This is a genomic window from Mesorhizobium sp. M2A.F.Ca.ET.046.03.2.1 (genome assembly GCF_003952425.1).
GTDB lineage: Bacteria > Pseudomonadota > Alphaproteobacteria > Rhizobiales > Rhizobiaceae > Mesorhizobium.
Genome location: NZ_CP034449.1, coordinates 4,109,534 through 4,128,920, shown reverse-complemented (window position 1 = coordinate 4,128,920; position 19,387 = coordinate 4,109,534). Strand labels below are relative to the sequence as shown.

Sequence of the window (19,387 nt, the reverse complement as noted above, 5' to 3'; positions counted from 1 at the left end):
ATAGCAAGGACTGGATACTCGCAATGCCCAAGATCTGTCTCGTCGGCGCCGGAAGCACGGTGTTCGCTCGCAACATCCTCAGCGACGTGCTGAGCAATGAAGCTCTCTCGCGTTGCGAAATCGCGCTTCACGATCTCGATCCGGACCGCCTTGCCACCTCCGAAATCATGACACGCCGCATCTGCCGCGCGCTTGGGATCGAGGACGAGGTAAGGCTCGTCGCGACAGTCGATCGGGCAATCGCCCTCAAGGACGCCGACTTCGTCATCCTGATGATGCAGGTGGGCGGCTATAAGCCGGCCACTGTCACCGATTTCGAAGTCCCGAAAAGGTTCGGCCTGAGGCAGACCATTGCCGACACTTTGGGCATCGGCGGCATCTTCCGGGCTCTGCGTACAATTCCCGTCGTGTTTGCCATCGCCGACGACATGCGCAAGCATTGCCCGCAGGCGCTGATGATGAACTATGTGAACCCGATGGCCATGATCAGCTGGGCCATGGCAGAGGGCTATCCGGACATTCGCTATGTCGGCCTGTGTCACTCCGTTCAGGAAACATCGCAATTCCTGGCCCGCACTCTCGGCGAGGATATTGCCGACATCGACTATCTGTGTGCCGGCCTTAATCATGTGGCCTTTTTCCTCAAGTTCGAAAAACGCCTACCCGGCGGCGGCCGTGTAGACCTTTATCCGCGGCTTCGGCAGATTGCCCGCGATGGGACTTTTCCCGTCGATGATGCAGTTCGTTTCGCGGTCATGAAGCACTTCGGCCATTTCGTTACCGAGAGTTCCATCCACTTTTCGGAATACACGCCCTGGTTCATCAAGCGCGGGCGCGAGGACTTGCTGGAAGAATTCAGGTTGCCGCTCGACGAATACATCACCCGTTGCGAAAGACAGGTCGCGCAATGGCATGAACTGCGCCACGAACTGGAAGACGAGAGTCGGCCGATCGAAGTCTCGCGCAGCAAGGAGTATGCTGCCGCCATCATTCATGCCTGCGTGACGGGTGAGCCAAGCCTGATCTACGGCAATGTCGCCAACCGGGGCCTAATCGAAAATCTGCCATCGAACGCTGCGGTTGAAGTTCCTTGCCATGTCGATCGCAACGGCATTCAGCCTATCCGCATCGGACGCATCCCGGTTCAGCTTGCCGCCATCATGCGGAGCAACATCAATGTGCAGGAGCTGGCCGTGACGGCCGCCCTCACCGGGAAGCGCGAGCACATCTACCACGCAGCCGCCATGGACCCTCACACGGCAGCGGAGCTTTCGCTTGCCGAAATCGATTCCCTGGTGGATGCGCTGATCGAAGCTCATGGCAGCTTGTTGCCCGCTTTTGCTCGGGCTGCCCAATGAGTGGCTTCGACCTGTTGGGAAAGGTTGCCATCGTCACCGGCGCACAACGCGGGATCGGACTGGGTGTTGCTACTGAACTGGCGCGCGCCGGAGCGCAAGTCGTCCTGACGGGCATAAAGGACGTCGACGGCTATCGCGCCGCCGCCAACATTTGCGCAATGGGTCTGGCAGCAACTTATCGCCGCATGGATACAAGCGATGAGTCGGAGGTCACGCACGTGATCGATGATATCTTTGCCGAGATGGGTCGACTTGATATTGCCGTTGCCAATGCTGCGATCTATCCGAACACCAATATCGCATCGATTACGCCCGACGAGTGGGACAGCGTCATGGCGGTCAACCTGCGAGGGCCCTTCCTGCTGGCGAAGGCTTGCCTGCCCTATTTTCAGCGGCAGCGCCACGGCAGGGTGGTCTTTTTGTCCTCAATAACGGGTGCGCGCGTATCTTCTCCTGGGTATTCTCACTATGCGGCTAGCAAGGCAGGAATTCTGGGCTTCATGCGCACGGCGGCCCTCGAATTTGCGCCTTGGAACGTTACGCTGAATGCCGTTGAGCCGGGCAACATCCTGACAGAGGGCGTGATGGAGCATCAGTCACAAAGTTTCGTGGATGCACAATGCGCCGCCGTGCCGCTTCGCCGTCTCGGCACACCGCAGGACGTTGCCCACGCGGTGCGTTTTCTCGCTTCCGATGAAGCGGCTTACATCACCGGCCAAAGTATCATCGTAGACGGCGGGCAGACCTTGCCCGAAATGTCGACCGCGATCCTGCCGGAAGCGGCGCGTTGAAGGTGACTATCAAGCGGCTGATGAAACTTGGTGCGGCGGTCCTGCCCAACCGGCCAGATCAGCCTGAGACAATTTCGTAGTGCAGGACCTGGGCGTCGCGGAGGGACGATCTGCGTCCAGGCGAGATGACGCCGGAGCCGAAGAGGAGAATATCTTCGCGGCGTACGAATACTTCTTCCTGGCCGGGTCCCATCGACACAAATGTGCCTGACGAGCTCCGCTCGACAAGCCGTGCCTTGCCATTCGAAATGGTGAAGGTCGCGTGGTGCCTTGAGACCCAGGGCCGCTGGACGACGATATCGCATTCCGGAGATCGGCCGATCGTCACGAATTCATTGTTTCGGCAGGACCCCAACTGATCTCCATAGCGGATGACCAGATTGATCTGCCGCGGCGGCGCGGAGCGCCTTTCGATAATGGTGCCCCGGCTGGTGACGTTCGTGCTGGGGACCCCATCGTCGCTCCGCAGCGTATAGACATCGAAGAGTTCCTGCTTGCCCTTGAACGCCATTTTGTCGAGGAGCCGCAAGGCGCTGCGGCTGCCAGCCGAAAGCGCTTCGAAGAAGCTCTGGCTGATCAGCACCTCCCCCGGATTGGCCGTAGTGGACAGCCTTGCGGTGACATTGACAACATCGCCGAATACCGCGCCGCGCGCGCGAATAACCGCCCCGAAATGCAATCCGATCCGGGCGCTCAACGGCCCTCTCGTCAGTTGGCTGTTGATTTGGCAGACGGCCCTCAGCGCCGCCTCCGAGCTCTCGAACAGACTGAGCACGTCATCGCCCTTCGAGTAAATGAAGTCACCGCCGTGCTCGGCGACGATCGCGCGTATCGCGTCGAGGCAATCCGAGACCTGCCGCAGGGCGGCATCGTCGCCGATGCGCTCATAGAGCGGCGTGCTGCCCACGACATCAGCTAGGAGGACTGCGGCTAGAAGTCTTTCCTGATCCATTGCCCCGTATCCGCCCCGAGAATGGAGCGTTTATAACATACCAAAGTCGACCTTGACCTATCTACTTACGCGCCTTGGGGCCGGCGCAACGGGGCAAGTGCTTTGGCGCGATCATCTTGGACAGGCACCTGCCTTCGCTCATCCAGCCAAACGGACTATCGGCCTCAGAAATAGCGGCGATAAAAGGTTTCGTTTCCCTAGCCCGGGCTTCCCGCGGCCGGATTGGCGATGACCGCGGCCCGGAAGCGGGCGACGAAATCGTCGAGCGCCGGGCGTTCGGCATCCGAGATCGCCCAATAGGAGAAGGCATCGTCGGTCCAGTGGACCAGGAGGAAGCCGCCTGCCGACAAGTCGTCCGCCACCGGCATCGATTTGGCCTCGTTCTGCCGGGGTGCGGCGACCAGCGTGATCAGGTGCTCGTGATGGCGATAAACCAGCGCCGGCATCGGTCTGTCGCCGATCACCTCGACGCGGCCGCCGAGCAGCGCGTAGCCGTCCTTGGCCAGGTCCGGCGCCGCCGGCGACACGCCGATACGGCCGTCGAGCCATGGCTTCACCGTATGGCGGTCGGACGACACGATGTCGACCGGCGTCGCCGCGAGCAGGCTGCGGCGATGGCCGTTGGCGACGGCCACGGCGAAACTTTCGGCCCCGTTATCCGCCGTCGCCAGCCACTGCGTCGCGCCGCTGGCGAGGAACGCCGTCAGTACGATTGAGGCCGCCATCTGGCGCCAGTCGAAGGAGTTGAACCAGCGCGACGCGCGCGGCCGCATCGCGACGACATTGCCTTGCTGCTGTTGCGGCAGCTGCCCCGCCTTCGCGGAAGAGACGTTTGGCGCCTCGGCTTCTTCCGGGCTTTTCACCTCGGCAATCGCCGCGATACGCGCCAGGAAATCGTCGCTGACGGTCGGGCGCGGCACGTTGGCGACAGCGCCGCGCAGCGCCACAAGGCGCGCATGCTCGGCGGCCAGTTCCGGATCGGCGGCCATGCGCCGCTCGACCGCCAGTGCGGCCGCGGCATCGAGCTCGCCATCGACAAGGGCGTGGATCATCAGCTTCACATCCTGCGGGTCTTGCGGCAATCCATCCTCACGGGGGCCATCCTCACGCGGGCGATCTTCATGCGGGCTCATGGCGCCCTCCAAGTTCCGTCATCAACAGGCCGCGAGCCCTTGCCAGCCGCGACATCACCGTGCCTTGCGGCACGTCGAGCATGGCGGCGATCTCGCGGTAGCTGAGACCGTTTATGTCGCGCAGCACAAGTGTTTCGCGGAAGGCTTGCGGCAGCCTGGCGATCGCCGCTTCCACCGCCGCCGAATTCGCCTTGGCGATCAGCGCCGCCTCCGGGCTGTCGGCATCATTGTCGGGCGGCGGCGAGACGTCGTCGAGATCGGCGAGGTCGCCGACCGCCACCACGCTCCGCGGACGGTTCTTCGCCATCCACGTATAGGAGGCGTTGCGCACGATGGTGAGCAGCCACGCGCGGGCGTTTCCCCCAGCGAACCCGGCAATACCCGCATGCGCCTTGAGGCAGGCCTCCTGCACGACATCCTCGGCGTCGGCGGTGTTGCCGGTCAGCCAGCGGGCGAGCGACAGCGCATCGCCAAGATGCGGCAGCACCACCTCGGCAAAACGCGCGGCCAGCATCTTTTCGCTCAACACCGTTCCGCCGTCGGGCGCTCCCGCCATGGGTCTGCCGCCGCCCTCAGCGGGAGGCGACGGTCTGTCCCGGCTCGTGCGCGTGAAGATCGCGACCGCAGGCGATGGCGCCTGCTTCGGGGGAAGAGAGGGCATTGGTGTCACCGGAGTCAAGTGTCTCGGAAGCAAGGGGCGCCTCGCAAGGGGACGGCGCATCGCTGGCTGCAACAGGGTGCTCGCCGTCATGGTCGTGGATCTCGATGGTTGCGACCGGCACGGATCAGGGCCGGCGGCGGGGCGGCATCGCCCGGAACAGATGCGCCCAGCGCCAGCGCTCCATGGGACGGCTGCGGTAGACGCCTTCGCCCTCTTCAGCCCTAGCGTATTTGTCTTCATGCCGTTTCATGACGGTCTCCTGCTGGTGCGCACAAAACGCGCATGCCCTGGAGACCGGCGGACCGGGCCGTTTATTCCCGGCCGCTCCGCTTTTTCATTCACGCTGATGTGATCGGAACTGCGCGCGGCCTATAGCGCCGACAGGAAAAGTCCCGCCAGCGCCGATGCCGCCAGCGTCGGCAGCATGCCGAGTTTCAGCCTGAACATGGCAACCATCGCCGCAACCGACAGCAGCGCGGCGCGCCAGTCGAGCGAGGACAGGACCGGCACCTCCACGCCCCAACCGACGCTTGCGACCTTGCCGAAGACGACATGCAGCGCGAACCACAGCGCCAGGTTCATGATCACGCCGACCACCGCCGCGGTGATCGCGCCGAGCGCCGCTGCCAGCGCTCGGTTCTGCCTCAGCTGCTCGATGTAGGGGGCGCCCAGAAATATCCAGAAGAAGCAGGGCACGAAGGTCGCCCAGAGCGTCAGCAGCGATCCGAGCGACCCGGCGAGCAGCGGGCTGGCAAGGCCGGCATGGCGATAGGCGGCGGCGAAGCCAACGAATTGCAGCACCAGGATCAGCGGTCCGGGCGTTGTCTCGGCGAGGCCCAGCCCGTCGACCATCTGGCCGGGTGACAGCCAGCCGAAAGAGGTGACCGCCGCCTGCGCGACATAGGCCAGAACCGCATAGGCGCCGCCGAAGGTGACGACGGCCATCAGGCTGAAGAAGCCGCCGATCTGCGCCCACACGCTGCCTGGCCCCACCAGCACGGCGATCAGCGCCACCGGTCCGAGCCAGAGCGGCAGCCAGATGGCGATGGTGCGGACCGCGTGCCATTTGGTGGGCACGGTGTGGGCCAGCTCGCCGCGTTCGAACATCAGGTCGACCACGCCGATTCTGTCGACGGTAGCCCCACCCTTGCCATGGGCCGAGCCGGAAAACAGGCCTGGCGCGAAGCGGTTGCCGATCCAACCGATGAGGCCAGCCGCAAGCACGATCAGCGGGAACGGCAGCTTGGCGATGTAGATCGCCAGGAAGGCCACCACCGCGATCGCCACCATTACGCGGTTCTTCAGCGCCCGCTTGCCGATGCGGATCACCGCCTCGACGACGACGGCCAGCACCGCCGCCTTGACCCCGAAGAACAGCGCCTCGACCACCGGCGCGTCGTTGTAGAGCATGTAGAAGCTGCTCAGGCAAAGCATCACCAGCGCGCCAGGCAGCACGAACAGTGTGCCGGCGACGAGGCCGCCGGCGGTCCGGTGCAGGAGCCAGCCGATATAGACGGTAAGCTGCTGCGCCTCGGGTCCAGGCAGGAGCATGCAATAGTTGAGCGCGTGCAGGAAACGCTCCTCGCCGATCCAGCGGCGCTCCTCGACCAGCTCCTTGTGCATCAGCGCGATCTGCCCGGCCGGCCCGCCGAAGGACAGCAGGCCGATCTTGGCCCAGAGCCGCGTCGCCTCACGGAAGCTCGGCATGCCGGGGGTATCCACCGGCGGCGCGGCGTCGTCCTTGGCGAGCGCGGTCATGGCGCCTTGCCTCCGGCCGGCCAGTTATGCGTCTCGTCCGCGGCGTCGCGGCACCAGCGGAAGAAGGCGTCGTAAAGCAGCATGCCGGCTTCCAACTGCTCGAGATCGTCGCGAAACATGCGCGACAGGCCGAGCGAGGCAGCGAGGAAGCCGGCCGCCTGCGGCGCGAGGTCGAGCCGCGCTGTATCGGCGGCGCGCACGATCAGCGCCAGTCGGTCGAGCGCGTCGACGCCCAGGCCGAATTCCTCGATCATCGTGTCGAAGCTGCAGCGATCGCCGCGATGGCTCCAGAACACGCCTTCGATGTCGAAGGGAACCGCGCCGAAGCGATCGGCCACCAGAGGCACCTCGGCCGGATCGACGAACAGGAACACCGCATCGGGATCGACGAAACGGCGGATCAGCCAGGGGCAGGCGATGCGGTCGACCTTCGGCCGCGAACGCGTGACCCACACGGTACGCCCCATTTCGTCGCGCGGCGGGATCGCACCGGCGCTGACCAATGGCGCCTTGGCGGCGACCCAGGCCTCGAAGCCGCCTTCCAGCGACTCCGCCGCAATGCCTTCATGGCGCAGCCATGCGGCAACGCCTTGCGAGAGTTTCTGCCCCCTCTGGCAAATGACGGCGACTTTTGCTCCGGAGAACTCGGCGGCCCAGGTCGAGACGGTTCTGAAATCGCGCCGGCAAGACGCCGGCAGCAGGCGCGGGTCGATTTCATAATCCTCGTCGGTGCGCACATCGACCAGGCAAGGCGTGTCGGGCAAGCCGACGAGACGGGAAAGCTGCGGAACAGTGATTGCGGTTGTTGACGGCATGGCGTCCACCTCCTGAACAGAGAGAGTCTGGACGCGATCGTTGGGCTGACGCCTCACGGGGTCATCGCGGGGAACCCCTTACGGGAATGCTGGAACGGTCCCCTGCGATTGTCAAGAAATCAAATTGCCTAGAGCAATTCCAGGAAAAGTGTGAGCGGTTTTCCGTCCGGAATTGCGCAAAAACAGAGAGATAGAGCGGTTCACTGTTTCCGTGAAACGGTGAACTGCTCTATGAGGACGCGAGCTCCGCTCCGCCCTTCCCTGAAACGACCTTTGCCCTACTGCGCGGTCCAGCCGCCATCCATCGGCAGGGTCGCGCCGGTGATCTGCTTGGCGGCGTCCGAGCACAGGAAAAGCGTCAGCGCGGCAAGCTCCTCGACGGTGACGAATTCCTTGGTCGGCTGCGCTGCCAGCAGCACATCGTGCTTGACCTGTTCCTCGGTCATGCCGCGCGCCTTCATCGTGTCGGGGATCTGCTTCTCGACCAGCGGCGTCCAGACATAGCCGGGCGCGATCGCATTCACGGTGATGCCGTCCTGCGCCAGTTCCAGCGCCACCGTCTTGGTCAGGCCGGCAATGCCGTGCTTGGCCGAGACATAGGCCGACTTGAACGGCGAGGCGACCAGCGCATGCGCCGAGGCCGTGTTGATGATGCGGCCCCATTTGCGACCCTTCATGCCCGGCACCGCCGCCTTGATGGCGTAGAAGGCGGCCAGGAGGTTGATGCGGATGATGGCCTCCCACTTGTCGTCGGGAAATTCCTCGATCGGCGCGACATGCTGGATGCCGGCATTGTTGACCAGGATGTCGAGGCTGCCGAACGCCTCCTCGGCCTCATGGATCATGGCGGTGACGGCTGCGCCATCCATCATGTTGGCGTCCGAGTAGCGGCACTTGACGCCGAAATCCTTTTCGATGCCGGCCCGCTCCTGCTCGATCGCCGCGGCATCGCCCAGGCCGTTGATGGTGACGTTGGCGCCCTCGGCGGCGAAGGCCCGGGCGATTGCCAGGCCGATGCCGCTGGTCGAGCCGGTGACGAGCGCATTCTTCGAAGACAGGGAACCCATGGGAGATCTCGCGACAGGAGGGAAGGGAACTACAAGGGCACATAGTTTGTGCGCCGCAGGATGACAATGCCATGACCATATGTCGTAGCGATTACAATGTTGTGATGCTGTCCGATGCCCGCCAAGCTGGCGCTCGATGCGGGTGACATGGCACTGTCATGGTGCCGTGCAACATATCCTGCCGCGCGTCCAGCGCGTGTCGTTCCTGAACCGATGGGTGAATAGCTTGGAAATCGACGATGTCGTGAAGCGCGCCTACGCGATGCCCCTCACCAACCCTTCCTTCCCGCCCGGACCCTACCGTTTCTTCGACCGCGAATACATCATCATCACCTACCGCACCACGCGTGAGGCGTTGGAGGCGGTCGTGCCCGCGCCGCTCGAGATTGACGAGCCGCTGGTCAAATACGAGTTCATCCGCATGCCGGACTCGACCGGCTTCGGCGACTACACCGAGACCGGCCAGGTCATCCCGGTGCGCTATAAGGGCCAACATGGCGGCTATGTGCATTCCATGTATCTCGACGACGACGCGCCGATCGCCGGCGGCCGCGAGCTCTGGGGCTTCCCCAAGAAGCTCGCCAGCCCCAAGATCGTGCATGAGGGCGAGGTGGTGGTCGGCACGCTGCATTATGGCAGCGTTCTGTGCGCCACCGGCACCATGGGCTACAAGCATCGCGAGGCCGACCACGACCAGGTGCTGGCAGCGCTCGCCGCGCCCAATTTCCTGATCAAGATCATTCCGCATGTCGACGGCAGCCCGCGCATCTGCGAGCTGGTGCGTTACTATCTCACCGACGTCACACTGAAGGAGGCCTGGACGGCGCCCGCCGCGCTCGACCTGCGCCCCCATGTCATGGCCGATGTGGCCAAGCTGCCTGTGCTCGACATCGTTTCGGCCGTGCACTTCACGGCCGATCTGACGCTCGGCCTCGGCGAAGTCGTGCATGATTATCTCGCCGACCACGGCCGATCGACTGCCGGCGTGAAGGCGCTGGAGAAAGCCGGTGCTTGAGCGCAACCGCAACAGGGCGGCCGCCGCCACCATCGCTGAAATCACCGCGCAATACGACCGCATCGCCCTGGTCTTCCAGGGCGGCGGCGCGCTCGGCGCCTATCAGGCCGGCGTCTATCAGGCGCTAGCCGACGCCGGCTGCGAGCCGACCTGGCTGTCCGGCGTCTCGATCGGTGCCATCAATGCCTCGATCATCGCCGGCAACGAGCCGAGCCGCCGCCTGCAGCGGCTGGAGCAGTTCTGGCAGACCGTCTCGGGCCGCAAGATCTGGGCCTATACGCCGGAAGGCGACATCTATCGCGATATCCGCAACCAGACCTCGTCATTCATGACCATGGCCATGGGCCAGCCGGGCTTCTTCAAGCCGCGCAGCCCCAACCCCTGGTTCCAGCTGGCCGGGGCAGACGGCGCCACCAGCTTCTACGACACCGCCGAGCTCAAGGACACGCTGGAAAGCCTGATCGATTTCGACGTGCTGAACGACGGCAGGAAGCGGTTGAGCGTCGGTGCGGTCAATGTCCGGACCGGCAATTTCGTTTATTTCGACACCGACAAGGTGCGCATCGGGCCGGAGCACATCATGGCGAGCGGCGCGCTGCCGCCGGCCTTTCCCTCGATCCGCATCGAGGGCGAGTATTACTGGGACGGCGGCATCGTCTCCAACACGCCGCTGCAATATCTGCTCGACCAGGAGGAGGACCGCTCCTCGCTGGTTTTCCAGGTCGATCTGTTCAGCGCCCGCGGCGTGCTGCCGCGCGGCATGGCCGACGTCCTGTCGCGCCACAAGGACATCATGTATTCCAGCCGCACGCGCCAGAACACCGACAATTTCCAGCGCATCCACGCGCTCAAGATGAAGCTGCTTGACGCGCTGAAGCGCGTGCCGCCGGAGCAGTTGAAGGACGGCGAGAGGGAATTGATCGCCGATTATTCCGACGCCGGCGTGGTCAACATCGTCCACCTGATCTACCAGCACAAAGGCTATGAAGGCCACGCCAAGGACTATGAGTTCTCCGGCACCTCGATGCGCGAGCACTGGGAGATGGGCCTGGAAGACACCGAGCGCACGCTGCGCCACAAGAAGTGGCTGATGCTGCCCGACAATGCCGAAGGCGTCACCATCCACGACCTGCATCGCGAAGACCCGACCTGATCAGCCCTGCGCTGCGGCTTTCAGCGGCATCGTATCTGTTGGCCGCGAGAACCCAGTCGTTCGATCGAGCGGATCGGCCCTACGAGACTGTCGAAACTCTGCCTCGCGTCGTCATCCACGGGCGGAGCAGCCGCGAAGCGGCGTCGCGAAGACCCGAGGATCCATTCCGTGGCTTGGCGCGAAGGGTAAAGACGGCGCAGAACAAAGATCTTTCTGACCGCCGTGACGCTCATAGGTAACGGAATGGATTCTATGGTCTGCGCCGCGTCGCTTCGCTCCTTGCTCCGCCATGGAATGACGACATGAGGGGCGCCTCGGCTATCTCCGAGCGCTATTTCGACGCAGCAAATACATCCCTCGCGACTCGTGTCCCGAACATGGGTTTTGCCCAAACAAAAAAGGCAGCGCCGGCGACCGGCGCTGCCTTTTTGAACTCTTTGCGCTAGACTCAGAAAACGTGGCGGAAGATCACGAACAGCACGAAGGCGAGCGCGATCGAGCAGGGCAGCGTGAGCACCCAGGCCAGCAGAAGATTGCGCACGGTCGACCACTGCAGGCCGGAGCCGTTGGCCGCCATCGTGCCGGCGACGCCGGACGACAGCACATGGGTGGTCGACACCGGCAGGCCGAGACGGTCGGCCATGCCGATGGTGACCATCGCGACCAGCTCGGCGGCGGCGCCCTGGCCATAGGTCAGGTGGCTCTTGCCGATCTTCTCGCCGACGGTGACGACGATGCGCTTCCAGCCGACCATGGTGCCGAGCCCAAGCGCCAGCGCCACGGCGATCTTCACCCACAGCGGGATGAACTTCGTCGCGTTGTCGACCGCCTTGTGATAGTCGGTGACCGCCTTCAGGTCGGCGTCCTGCATAGGCAGCAGCTTCTTCTTGTCAATCAGCTTCAGCGCCTCGCCGATCAGGTAGATGTCGTTGCGCGCGTTGCTGACCAGGTCGGTCGGAACGTTGTCCACGGTGGCGTAGGGCTGCAGCCCGGCGGTCGTGCTGTGGATGTAGGTCTGCAGTGCGAGCGTCGTCTGGTCGTTCCACGACTTGCTGCGCACAGCTTCCTGCACGGCGGCCTTTGCGGCATTGGCATCCGCGACGGTGACCCCCGGCTTGACATATTTGCCCAGCGCCTGCTCGACGGCGACGGACGCCGACTTATAGGCGTCGAGATAGTTGATGTCGGGCGTGCGGTTGAGCGCATAGGCGGTCGGCACCACGCCGATCAGGATCAGCATGATCAGGCCCATGCCCTTCTGGCCGTCATTGGAGCCATGCGCGAAGCTGACGCCGGTGCAGGTGAAGATCAGCAGCGCGCGGATCCACCATGGCGGCGGCGTTTTGCCCTTCGGCGCTTCGTAGAGGGCAGGATTACGCACCAGGAGCTTCATCGCATAGAGCAGCACCGCGGCGGCGAAGAACCCAACGATCGGCGAGACCAGCAGGGTGGTGCCGACATTGGTCGCCTGCCCCCAATCGACGCCGCTGGTGGCGCTTCCTGCCGGAGCCATGAACTGGTTGGCGAGGCCGACGCCGATGATCGAACCGACCATGGTGTGCGAGCTCGAAGCCGGCAGGCCGAGGAACCACGTGCCCAGGTTCCACAGGATGGCGGCGACCAGAAGGGCGAACACCATAGCGAAGCCGGATGACGAGCCGACCTGCAGGATGAGCTCGACCGGCAGCAGCGACAGGATGCCGAACGCCACGGCGCCGCTCGAGGTCAAGACGCCGAGGAAGTTGAAGACGCCGGACCACATGACGGCGAATTCGGCCGGCAGCGACCGCGTGTAGATGACGGTGGCGACGGCGTTGGCGGTGTCGTGGAAGCCGTTGACGAATTCGAAGCCCAGCGCAATCAGAAGCGCTATGCCGAGCAGGATCCACGGTACCGTCTTGGCGATCGCCAGATCCTGGCTGAGCGCGTAGCCGACATAGATGATGCCGACGAGCACCAGCACGCCGAAAGCCGGCAGAAACCATTTCGCCCCGCCCGATTGCTCCAAGGGATGATCCGGTCTCGGGATCCCCGCCTCACTTGAAACTACGTCCACCATTGTCCCACTCCATTTGCATTGCAGCAAAGAACCGGGAAGGACGCTATGTCCCTAGGATGAAGCTGGTGTGACGCCTTGGCCGGCAGGCCACCTATCCGGCTATCTTCAGGAGCGAGGCCACCAGAAGCTTATGCTCGTCTTCGGAAAGCACATCGGAATCGAAAAGGTTCATGCTGCGCATCCCCTCGATGGCGAGAAAGCAGACCAGCAGCGAGCCGAGATCGCTGGTCTCTTCCTTCAACCGTTCGAGCAGTTGGTGCTTGAAGGCCTTTATCGGCGCCAGGAAATCGGGATCTTCGGCGATCGCCGAGAAAATCCAGGAGGCCGAGGGTTTCGGTCGCTCGCAGTCGTCGGCCGACAGCTTGATATAGGCCGAGAGGGCGCTTTCGTGCCTGGCCTCGGCGGTGCGTGCTTCCAACGCCGTCTGGAAGTCGCGGAGATAGCTTTCGACAAGGCCCTGCATCAGCTTGGCCTTGGTCGGGAAGTTGTAAAGCAAGCCGCCCTTCGACACCCCGGCGCGGCTGGCGACTGCCTCGAGCGACAAGCTTCCCGGGCCTGCTTCGCGCGCCACGTCGGCGGCGGCGGCAAGTATCTTTTCGCGTGAGTTTGCCCTGGGTGCTCTCATCACGCCTCCCCTATATTAGCTTAGGCGGAATTGACAAGACCGTCCAGCCGGTACAGTAAGGCGCCGTTTGAAGTCGGGACCTGTTGTCGATATCCCGGCATCGATTGTTTGCCGGTTGCCGACTCGAGGGGACTGTCCGTGAAGCGCTTTTTCACCATCGCTGTGTTCCTGATTCTGCTCGCTCTCGTCTGCGTCGGCATCGTTGGTTTCAACTTCATGCGCGATGCCGGCATCAAGCAGTATTTCGCCACCATGAAGCCGCCGGCCGCCACGGTCTCGACAGTGGTCGTCAAGCCTTCGGAATGGACGCCGGGCGTCGAGGCCATCGGCACCGTCAATGCCGTGCGCGGCGTCGACCTTACCGTCGAAACGAGCGGCATCGTCAAGAACATCCTCTTCCACGCCAACCAGAAGGTCGCCACCGACGCGGTGCTCCTGCAGCTGGACGACGCGGTCGAGAAGGCTGATCTGGTGGCGCAGAAGGCGCAGGCCGCCTCCGACCAGGCGGCGCTGACCCGCGCGATCGAATTGCAGCGGCGCGGCGTCGGCACGGACGCGACGCTCGACGCCGCGCGCGCCGCCGCGGATGCCTCGGCGGCACAGGTGAACAAGCTGCAGGCGGTGCTCGACCAGAAGCAATTGTCCGCGCCCTTCGGCGGCACGGTCGGCATCCCGAAGATCGATATCGGCCAATATCTGGCCCCCGGCAATTCGGTGGTGACGATCCAGGATCTGGACACGATGCGGGTCGACTTCACGGTTCCCGAACAGCAGCTGCCGCTGCTCAAGATCGGCCAGACCGTCAAGCTCGGCAGCAGCCTTGCGGACATGTCGTTTGCCGGCTCCATCCGCGGCATCGATCCCAAGATCGATCCGGCAAGCCGGCTGGTTTCGATCCGCGGCGAGGTCGCCAATCCGGAAGGCAAGCTGACGCCTGGCCAGTTCGTCCAGATCCGTGTCGAGCTGCCGCAGGAAGACAATGTCATCTCCGTGCCGCAAACCGCGGTGACGACGAGCCTCTACGGCGATTATGTCTTCGTGGTTGTGCCGGCAAAGCCGGCGGAGGGCGCCGCTGCCGCGCCGGCAAAGCCGGACGAGCAGAAGGCCACCGCCGATGCCGCCAAGCCGCAGGCGGACGCGTCCAAACCCGCCGACAACGCCACGAAGCCGGCTGACGCCAAGCCGGCCGATGCCGCGCAGCAGCAGGCGTTCACCATCTCGCAGATCTTCGTGAAGCTCGGCCGCCGCAACAACGGCATGGTCGAGATCGTCGAGGGCCTCAAGGACGGCGACCAGGTCGTCACCGCCGGCCAGAACCGGCTCTTCAACGGCATGTCGGTTGCTGTCGACAACACTATCGACCCCAGCAAATCGGCGAACAAAGAGGTTCAGCAATGAGCTTTTCCGACCTCTTCATTCGCCGGCCCGTCTTGTCGACGGTGCTGGCCTGCATGATCCTGCTGCTGGGCTTCCAGGGCATCTTCGGCCTGTCGATCCGCCAGTATCCCAAGGTTGACGAGACGGCGATCACGATCACCACGGCCTATCCGGGCGCCAGCGCCGACCTCATCCAGGGCTTCATCTCGGCGCCGATCGCGCGCGCCGTCGCCTCGACCGAAAACATCGACTACGTCACCTCGTCTAGCCGTCCGTCCTCGAGCACGGTCACGGTGCAGATGAAGCTCGGCTCCAATCCGGACGTCGCGCTCGCCGAGGTGCTGTCCAAGGTCCAGGGCGTGCGCGGCACCTTGCCGGACGCCTCCAAGGATCCGGTCATCGTCAAGGGCACCGGGCAGCAGTTCGCGATGATGTACATCTCGATGCAGAACCCGAACATGACGAAGGAGCAGCTCACTGAGTATATCGAGCGCGTCATTCGGCCCCGCATTTCGACCGTGGAAGGCGTCGCCGACGTCCAGATCTTCGGCGCCCAGGAATATTCCATGCGCATCTGGATCGACCCGATCCGGCTCGCCGCGCGCGGCGCCACGGCGGTTGACGTGCTGACCGCCATCAACAACTCGAATTTCCTGTCGGCGCCCGGCAACACCCAGAACGAGTATGTGGTCTCCTCGATCACCGTGCATTCGACCCTGCAGACGCCGGAGGCCTTCGCCCAGCTCCCGATCCGCTCGACGAACGGCGAGGTTGTGCGCCTGCGCGATGTCGCGCGTGTCGAGCTCGGCGCGGCCAGCACCGACACCAGGGTGAGCTTCAACGGCAAGCCGGGAACCTTCCTCGCCATCTTCCCGACGCCGGCCGCCAACCCGCTGACGACTGCGGCCGCGGTCACCAAGCTCGTGCCGGTGATTCAGGAAACGCTGCCGAAAGGCATGACGATCGAGGTCGTCTACGACGCCACCGGCCAGATCAGCGCCTCGATCGAGGAAGTGTTCAAGACCATCGGCGAGGCTGTCGCCATCGTCATCGTGGTGATCCTTCTGTTCCTCGGCTCGTTCCGCTCGGTGATGATGCCGATCGTGACCATCCCCCTGTCGCTGATCGGCGTCTGCTTCATCCTGTTTGCGGTCGGCTACTCGATCAACCTTCTGTCGCTGCTTGCCATGGTGCTGGCGATCGGCCTCGTCGTCGACGACGCCATCGTGGTGGTGGAAAACATCCACCGCCACATGGAAGAGGACCACATGTCGCCGATGCAGGCGGCCTTCAACGGCATGCGCGAGATCGCGACGGCCATCGTGGCGATGACCATCACGCTGGCCGCCGTGTTCGCCCCACTTGCCTTCACCGGAGGCCTGACCGGCGCGCTGTTCCGCGAATTCGCGGTGACGCTGGCCGGCTCTGTGGTGCTGTCGGGCCTGATCGCCATGACGATCACGCCGATGATGTCGGCGCGTTTGCTGAAGGCTGGCCAGCACGGACGCTTCCAGCGCATCGTCGATGGTACATTCAGCCGCGTCGAGCGCTTCTATGAACGGGCCGTCACCGCCTCGCTCCGGAACCGGCCGGTGACGCTGATCATCGTCGTGGCGCTTGTCGCCCTCACCGGCTTCATGTTCACCAAGACCTCGACCGAACTGGCGCCCGAAGAAGACCAGGGCTTCCTGCTCTCTCTGGTGACCGCGCCGCGCTATGCGACCTCGGACTACACCGAGACCTATGTCAACCAGATGCTCGGCCTGGTGAGGGACATCCCCGAGACCCGGGCGCAGTTCTCGGCCGTCGCCTTCGGCGGCGCCACCAACAGCGCCTTTGTCGGCTTCGCCTTCAAGGACTGGGCCGACCGCAAGCGCAATTCGAAGGAACTGCAGGCCGACATCACCGCACGGCTCGCCAAGGTCGCCGGCGTTCAGGCCTTCGTCTTCGCGCCGCCGACGCTGCCCGGTTCCGGCGGCGGCCTGCCGATTTCCATGGTCGTGCGCTCCACTGGCGACCCTTCGGAGGTCTTCGATCAGGCCGAGAAAATCAAGAACAAGGCGCAAGCCTCGGGCCGCTTCATCGTCGTGCAGAACTCGATGGCCTACGACGCGCCGCAGGTGACGGTCACCATCGACCGCGAGCGCGCGGCGGCGTTGAACCTGCCGATCGCCGATATCGGCAATACGTTGACGCTGCTGGTCGGCGGCGCCGAGGTGGCGCAGTTCGACCGCGATTCCAACAGCTACGACATCATCCCGCAGGTGCCGCAGGAATTCCGCGACAACCCCGAGAAGCTTGGCGAGTATTTCATTCGCAGCGTCGACGGCAAGATGGTGCCGCTGTCGGCGGTGGTGAAGATCTCGACCAACGCCTCGCCGGCGGCCATCGAGCAGTTCAACCAGCTGAACTCCTCGACGATTTCGGCCTTGCCTTTGCCCGGCGTGACCACCGGCGACGGCTTGAAGGTGCTGGAGGATATCGCCAATGAGACCCTGCCCGACACCTTCTTCATCGACTATTCCGGCCAGTCGCGGCAGGAGAAGGAGCAGGGCAACACCATCCTGATCGCCTTCGCCGCGGCGGTGGTCGTGATCTATCTGGTGCTGGCGGCCCAGTTCGAGAGCTTCCGCGACCCGCTGATCATCATGATGGCCGTGCCGCTGTCGATCTTCGGCGCCATCGTGCCGCTCAACATCGGGCTCGGGACGCTCAACATCTACACCCAGGTCGGCCTAATCACGCTGATCGGCCTGATCACCAAGCACGGCATTCTGCTGGTGGAGTTCGCCAACCAGCAGCGCGAGGTGCACGGCATGCGCCGCCGCGACGCCATCATCGCTTCGGCCAAGGTGCGCCTGCGGCCGATCCTGATGACGACGGCGGCGATGGCGCTGGGCGTCGTGCCGCTGATCATCTCCAGCGGCGCCGGCGCGGCCGCCCGCTATTCGATGGGCCTGGTCATCTTCACCGGCATCCTGGTCGGCACCATGTTCACGCTCTTCGTCGTGCCGATGTTCTACACCTTCATCGCCAGCAAGGACCTGCCGCATCTCGCCGAGAAGCCCGATCCGAAGCTGATGCCGGCGCTGCCGAGCTGATCGGCACGACAGCAAAAAAACAAAAGAGGCCGGAAATTCCGGCCTCTTTTTTGGCGGCTGCCTCACGGCTTCAGCTGAGCAATTCCAGGAAAAGTGTGTAACGGCTTTCCGTCCGGAATTGCGTCTCACAAAGTACGCCGAAGGCGGCAACCGGCCTGCTACCCTAACCCAGCCTTTTACTTGACGATGACGATGCTGGTGTTGGCGGGGCCGAAGGCCTCGACGAGCTGATAGAAGTCGGCTGCCGCGTCGGGATGCAGCCGCACGCAACCATGCGAAGCGGGACGGCCGAGACGGCTAATGGCGTAGGTGGCGTGGACGGCGTAGCCGCCGCTGAAGAACACCGAATGCGGCATCGGCGCGTTGTCGTATTTCTTCGAGTACCACATCTCATGCATGCGCGTCGGCTTGAACGAACCGGTCGGCGTGATGTGCCCCCTCGCGCCGGTCGAGACCTTCCAGGTGTAGGTCGGGCGACCGTCGACGGTGACTTCCATGATCTGCTGCGACAGCGAGACCTTGGCGACGATCTGGTTGGCGTGAGCGGCATTGCCGGCGCCGAAGAGCAGCGCGGCACCGGTGAGCGCGGCGGCGGCGACATGGATGAGCTTGGCGGAAATGGCGGTATGCATGACGGATCCCTCTGTTTTTTGCCGTTGTGTCCGGCTTCAATTTCGATGGGCTCTTATCGTGCTCGTCCGTTTCCGAGCTATTTCGCTTGATGCTCGTTTCTGTTTCGAATTCGTTTCCATAAGTTAACAAGAAGCTCCGGCCAGCCATTACATCGCACCTCTTCCGGGGCGCGGCAGGTCGGCGCTACACAATGAGCTTAGTCCCGGAAACGAAAGTTCATTTCATTTCCAATATTAAACACTTACGCCCGGCTCGAAACCAAACTGCAACAAAGTGCAGCCACGGCGGCATGATCTGGATACAGGCCGGCGGCAGATTTGACGCAACGGGAACAGACAACTGCAAACGAAAATGGGCAGGAAATCGAAACTCCGCTCCTGGCTTCTCAGGATCAGCGTCGCGGCAATCGCGCTCGGCGGCGCAGGCTCTGTGGCCGGCAGCCCGGTGACGGCGCTGGCGGCGATGACGTCCGGCGAGGTTTCGACACTGCACATGGCTCTGTTCATCGCCACGGTCTGGATTGTCTCCAGCCTGCGCGTCCACCGGCTGAAGGCCCTCTGGCGGGTCGGCCTCCGGCTGCTGAGGACGCGCGGCCCCTCCGGCTACTTGCTGCCGAGAGGACCGAAGGCCCGCGCCGCAGCGGGGGGCTCCGTCAGCGGCGCGGGCGCTTCGGGAGTTTCCTGAAGCACCGACGACATCGAGATTGAGGATAGGGACATGAAGACGAAATTTGCCGCCTCCGTGCTTTCCGCGCTGCTTTACGCGCAGGGCCTGCTCGGCTTTGCCGCGCTGGCGACGGTGCTGCTCAAGGAGCGCGCCCACGCCGAGACAACCGCCGGCGCCGACATTTTATCCGGCCCCTCGATCATTGTGGTGCGCTGAGCGCCAG

At 63.8% G+C, this 19,387-nt stretch carries 18 protein-coding genes; 8 read left to right on the top strand and 10 right to left on the bottom strand.

The features are described from left to right. The first annotated feature begins 23 nt into the window (after positions 1-23). Both EJ072_RS19730 and EJ072_RS19725 read left to right on the top strand, forming a co-directional pair. Positions 24-1,358: an alpha-glucosidase/alpha-galactosidase gene (locus EJ072_RS19730; protein ID WP_126080914.1), complete on the top strand. Its 1,335-nt coding sequence runs from the start codon at positions 24-26 to the stop codon at positions 1,356-1,358. Next, on the top strand, positions 1,355-2,149 hold the full coding sequence (locus tag EJ072_RS19725; RefSeq protein ID WP_126080913.1) for an SDR family oxidoreductase: 795 nt from the start codon (positions 1,355-1,357) through the stop codon (positions 2,147-2,149). The genes EJ072_RS19730 and EJ072_RS19725 overlap by 4 nt, the downstream gene beginning before the upstream one ends. A 58-nt stretch (positions 2,150-2,207) precedes the next feature. On the opposite strand, the gene EJ072_RS19720 is transcribed toward EJ072_RS19725, so the two are convergent. The 7 genes from EJ072_RS19720 to EJ072_RS19695 form a co-directional block, all read right to left on the bottom strand. Next, positions 2,208-3,101 carry an adenylate/guanylate cyclase domain-containing protein gene (locus EJ072_RS19720; RefSeq protein WP_126080912.1) on the bottom strand — a complete coding sequence of 298 codons (894 nt, stop codon included), beginning with the start codon at positions 3,099-3,101 and terminating at the stop codon, positions 2,208-2,210. Between the two features lie 197 nt (positions 3,102-3,298). Continuing rightward, complete coding sequence (locus EJ072_RS19715) at positions 3,299-4,234, bottom strand: anti-sigma factor (RefSeq protein ID WP_126080911.1); 936 nt, start codon at positions 4,232-4,234, stop codon at positions 3,299-3,301. Beyond that, entirely contained in the window at positions 4,221-4,790 is a 570-nt protein-coding gene (locus tag EJ072_RS19710; protein WP_126080910.1) for a sigma-70 family RNA polymerase sigma factor, read from the bottom strand. The genes EJ072_RS19715 and EJ072_RS19710 overlap by 14 nt, the downstream gene beginning before the upstream one ends. A 229-nt stretch (positions 4,791-5,019) precedes the next feature. Next, complete coding sequence (locus tag EJ072_RS37320; RefSeq protein ID WP_281059467.1) at positions 5,020-5,145, bottom strand: hypothetical protein; 126 nt, start codon at positions 5,143-5,145, stop codon at positions 5,020-5,022. Positions 5,146-5,264: 119 nt separating this feature from the next. Beyond that, entirely contained in the window at positions 5,265-6,653 is a 1,389-nt protein-coding gene (chrA, locus tag EJ072_RS19705; protein WP_126080909.1) for a chromate transporter, read from the bottom strand. Further along, a complete protein-coding gene (locus EJ072_RS19700; RefSeq protein WP_126080908.1) occupies positions 6,650-7,468 on the bottom strand; it encodes a sulfurtransferase/chromate resistance protein in 819 nt (272 codons plus the stop codon). Before EJ072_RS19700 ends, chrA begins: the two co-directional genes overlap by 4 nt. Before the next feature lie 278 nt (positions 7,469-7,746). Then, positions 7,747-8,535: a 3-hydroxybutyrate dehydrogenase gene (locus tag EJ072_RS19695; protein ID WP_126080907.1), complete on the bottom strand. Its 789-nt coding sequence runs from the start codon at positions 8,533-8,535 to the stop codon at positions 7,747-7,749. A 226-nt stretch (positions 8,536-8,761) separates the two neighbouring features. Between EJ072_RS19695 and EJ072_RS19690 the strand changes: the two genes are divergently transcribed. Both EJ072_RS19690 and EJ072_RS19685 read left to right on the top strand, forming a co-directional pair. After that, positions 8,762-9,550 (top strand): acetoacetate decarboxylase, encoded by a 789-nt coding sequence (locus EJ072_RS19690; RefSeq protein WP_126080906.1) that lies wholly within the window; start codon positions 8,762-8,764, stop codon positions 9,548-9,550. Further along, positions 9,543-10,703 carry a patatin-like phospholipase family protein gene (locus EJ072_RS19685; protein WP_126080905.1) on the top strand — a complete coding sequence of 387 codons (1,161 nt, stop codon included), beginning with the start codon at positions 9,543-9,545 and terminating at the stop codon, positions 10,701-10,703. Before EJ072_RS19690 ends, EJ072_RS19685 begins: the two co-directional genes overlap by 8 nt. 448 nt (positions 10,704-11,151) lie before the next feature. Here EJ072_RS19685 and EJ072_RS19680 read toward each other — a convergent pair whose 3' ends face one another. Both EJ072_RS19680 and EJ072_RS19675 read right to left on the bottom strand, forming a co-directional pair. Further along, complete coding sequence (locus EJ072_RS19680) at positions 11,152-12,762, bottom strand: inorganic phosphate transporter (RefSeq protein ID WP_126080904.1); 1,611 nt, start codon at positions 12,760-12,762, stop codon at positions 11,152-11,154. Positions 12,763-12,853: 91 nt separating this feature from the next. Then, positions 12,854-13,387, bottom strand: coding sequence for a TetR/AcrR family transcriptional regulator (locus EJ072_RS19675; protein ID WP_126080903.1), 534 nt, complete (start codon positions 13,385-13,387; stop codon positions 12,854-12,856). Positions 13,388-13,525: 138 nt separating this feature from the next. Between EJ072_RS19675 and EJ072_RS19670 the strand changes: the two genes are divergently transcribed. Both EJ072_RS19670 and EJ072_RS19665 read left to right on the top strand, forming a co-directional pair. Continuing rightward, positions 13,526-14,785 (top strand): efflux RND transporter periplasmic adaptor subunit, encoded by a 1,260-nt coding sequence (locus tag EJ072_RS19670; RefSeq protein WP_245463393.1) that lies wholly within the window; start codon positions 13,526-13,528, stop codon positions 14,783-14,785. After that, on the top strand, positions 14,782-17,865 hold the full coding sequence (locus EJ072_RS19665) for an efflux RND transporter permease subunit (protein ID WP_126080902.1): 3,084 nt from the start codon (positions 14,782-14,784) through the stop codon (positions 17,863-17,865). Before EJ072_RS19670 ends, EJ072_RS19665 begins: the two co-directional genes overlap by 4 nt. 176 nt (positions 17,866-18,041) lie before the next feature. On the opposite strand, the gene EJ072_RS19660 is transcribed toward EJ072_RS19665, so the two are convergent. Continuing rightward, positions 18,042-18,497 (bottom strand): L,D-transpeptidase, encoded by a 456-nt coding sequence (locus tag EJ072_RS19660; RefSeq protein ID WP_126080901.1) that lies wholly within the window; start codon positions 18,495-18,497, stop codon positions 18,042-18,044. Positions 18,498-18,849: 352 nt separating this feature from the next. Between EJ072_RS19660 and EJ072_RS19655 the strand changes: the two genes are divergently transcribed. Together EJ072_RS19655 and EJ072_RS19650 are read left to right on the top strand one after the other, a co-directional pair. Beyond that, positions 18,850-19,182: a hypothetical protein gene (locus EJ072_RS19655; protein ID WP_126064138.1), complete on the top strand. Its 333-nt coding sequence runs from the start codon at positions 18,850-18,852 to the stop codon at positions 19,180-19,182. Between the two features lie 33 nt (positions 19,183-19,215). Continuing rightward, the gene (locus EJ072_RS19650) at positions 19,216-19,380 is read left to right on the top strand and encodes a hypothetical protein (RefSeq protein WP_108702949.1); all 165 of its coding nucleotides are present in this window, start codon (positions 19,216-19,218) and stop codon (positions 19,378-19,380) included. Positions 19,381-19,387: the final 7 nt, after the last annotated feature.

Coding starts and splice junctions, on each gene's coding strand:
- EJ072_RS19730 (WP_126080914.1), top strand. CDS start 24: ATGCCCAAGATCTGTCTCGTCGGCGCCGGAAGCACGGTGTTCGCTCGC.
- EJ072_RS19725 (WP_126080913.1), top strand. CDS start 1,355: ATGAGTGGCTTCGACCTGTTGGGAAAGGTTGCCATCGTCACCGGCGCA.
- EJ072_RS19720 (WP_126080912.1), bottom strand. CDS start 3,101: ATGGATCAGGAAAGACTTCTAGCCGCAGTCCTCCTAGCTGATGTCGTG.
- EJ072_RS19715 (WP_126080911.1), bottom strand. CDS start 4,234: ATGAGCCCGCATGAAGATCGCCCGCGTGAGGATGGCCCCCGTGAGGAT.
- EJ072_RS19710 (WP_126080910.1), bottom strand. CDS start 4,790: ATGGCGGGAGCGCCCGACGGCGGAACGGTGTTGAGCGAAAAGATGCTG.
- EJ072_RS37320 (WP_281059467.1), bottom strand. CDS start 5,145: ATGAAACGGCATGAAGACAAATACGCTAGGGCTGAAGAGGGCGAAGGC.
- chrA (WP_126080909.1), bottom strand. CDS start 6,653: ATGACCGCGCTCGCCAAGGACGACGCCGCGCCGCCGGTGGATACCCCC.
- EJ072_RS19700 (WP_126080908.1), bottom strand. CDS start 7,468: ATGCCGTCAACAACCGCAATCACTGTTCCGCAGCTTTCCCGTCTCGTC.
- EJ072_RS19695 (WP_126080907.1), bottom strand. CDS start 8,535: ATGGGTTCCCTGTCTTCGAAGAATGCGCTCGTCACCGGCTCGACCAGC.
- EJ072_RS19680 (WP_126080904.1), bottom strand. CDS start 12,762: ATGGTGGACGTAGTTTCAAGTGAGGCGGGGATCCCGAGACCGGATCAT.
- EJ072_RS19675 (WP_126080903.1), bottom strand. CDS start 13,387: ATGAGAGCACCCAGGGCAAACTCACGCGAAAAGATACTTGCCGCCGCC.
- EJ072_RS19665 (WP_126080902.1), top strand. CDS start 14,782: ATGAGCTTTTCCGACCTCTTCATTCGCCGGCCCGTCTTGTCGACGGTG.
- EJ072_RS19660 (WP_126080901.1), bottom strand. CDS start 18,497: ATGCATACCGCCATTTCCGCCAAGCTCATCCATGTCGCCGCCGCCGCG.
- EJ072_RS19655 (WP_126064138.1), top strand. CDS start 18,850: ATGGGCAGGAAATCGAAACTCCGCTCCTGGCTTCTCAGGATCAGCGTC.
- EJ072_RS19650 (WP_108702949.1), top strand. CDS start 19,216: ATGAAGACGAAATTTGCCGCCTCCGTGCTTTCCGCGCTGCTTTACGCG.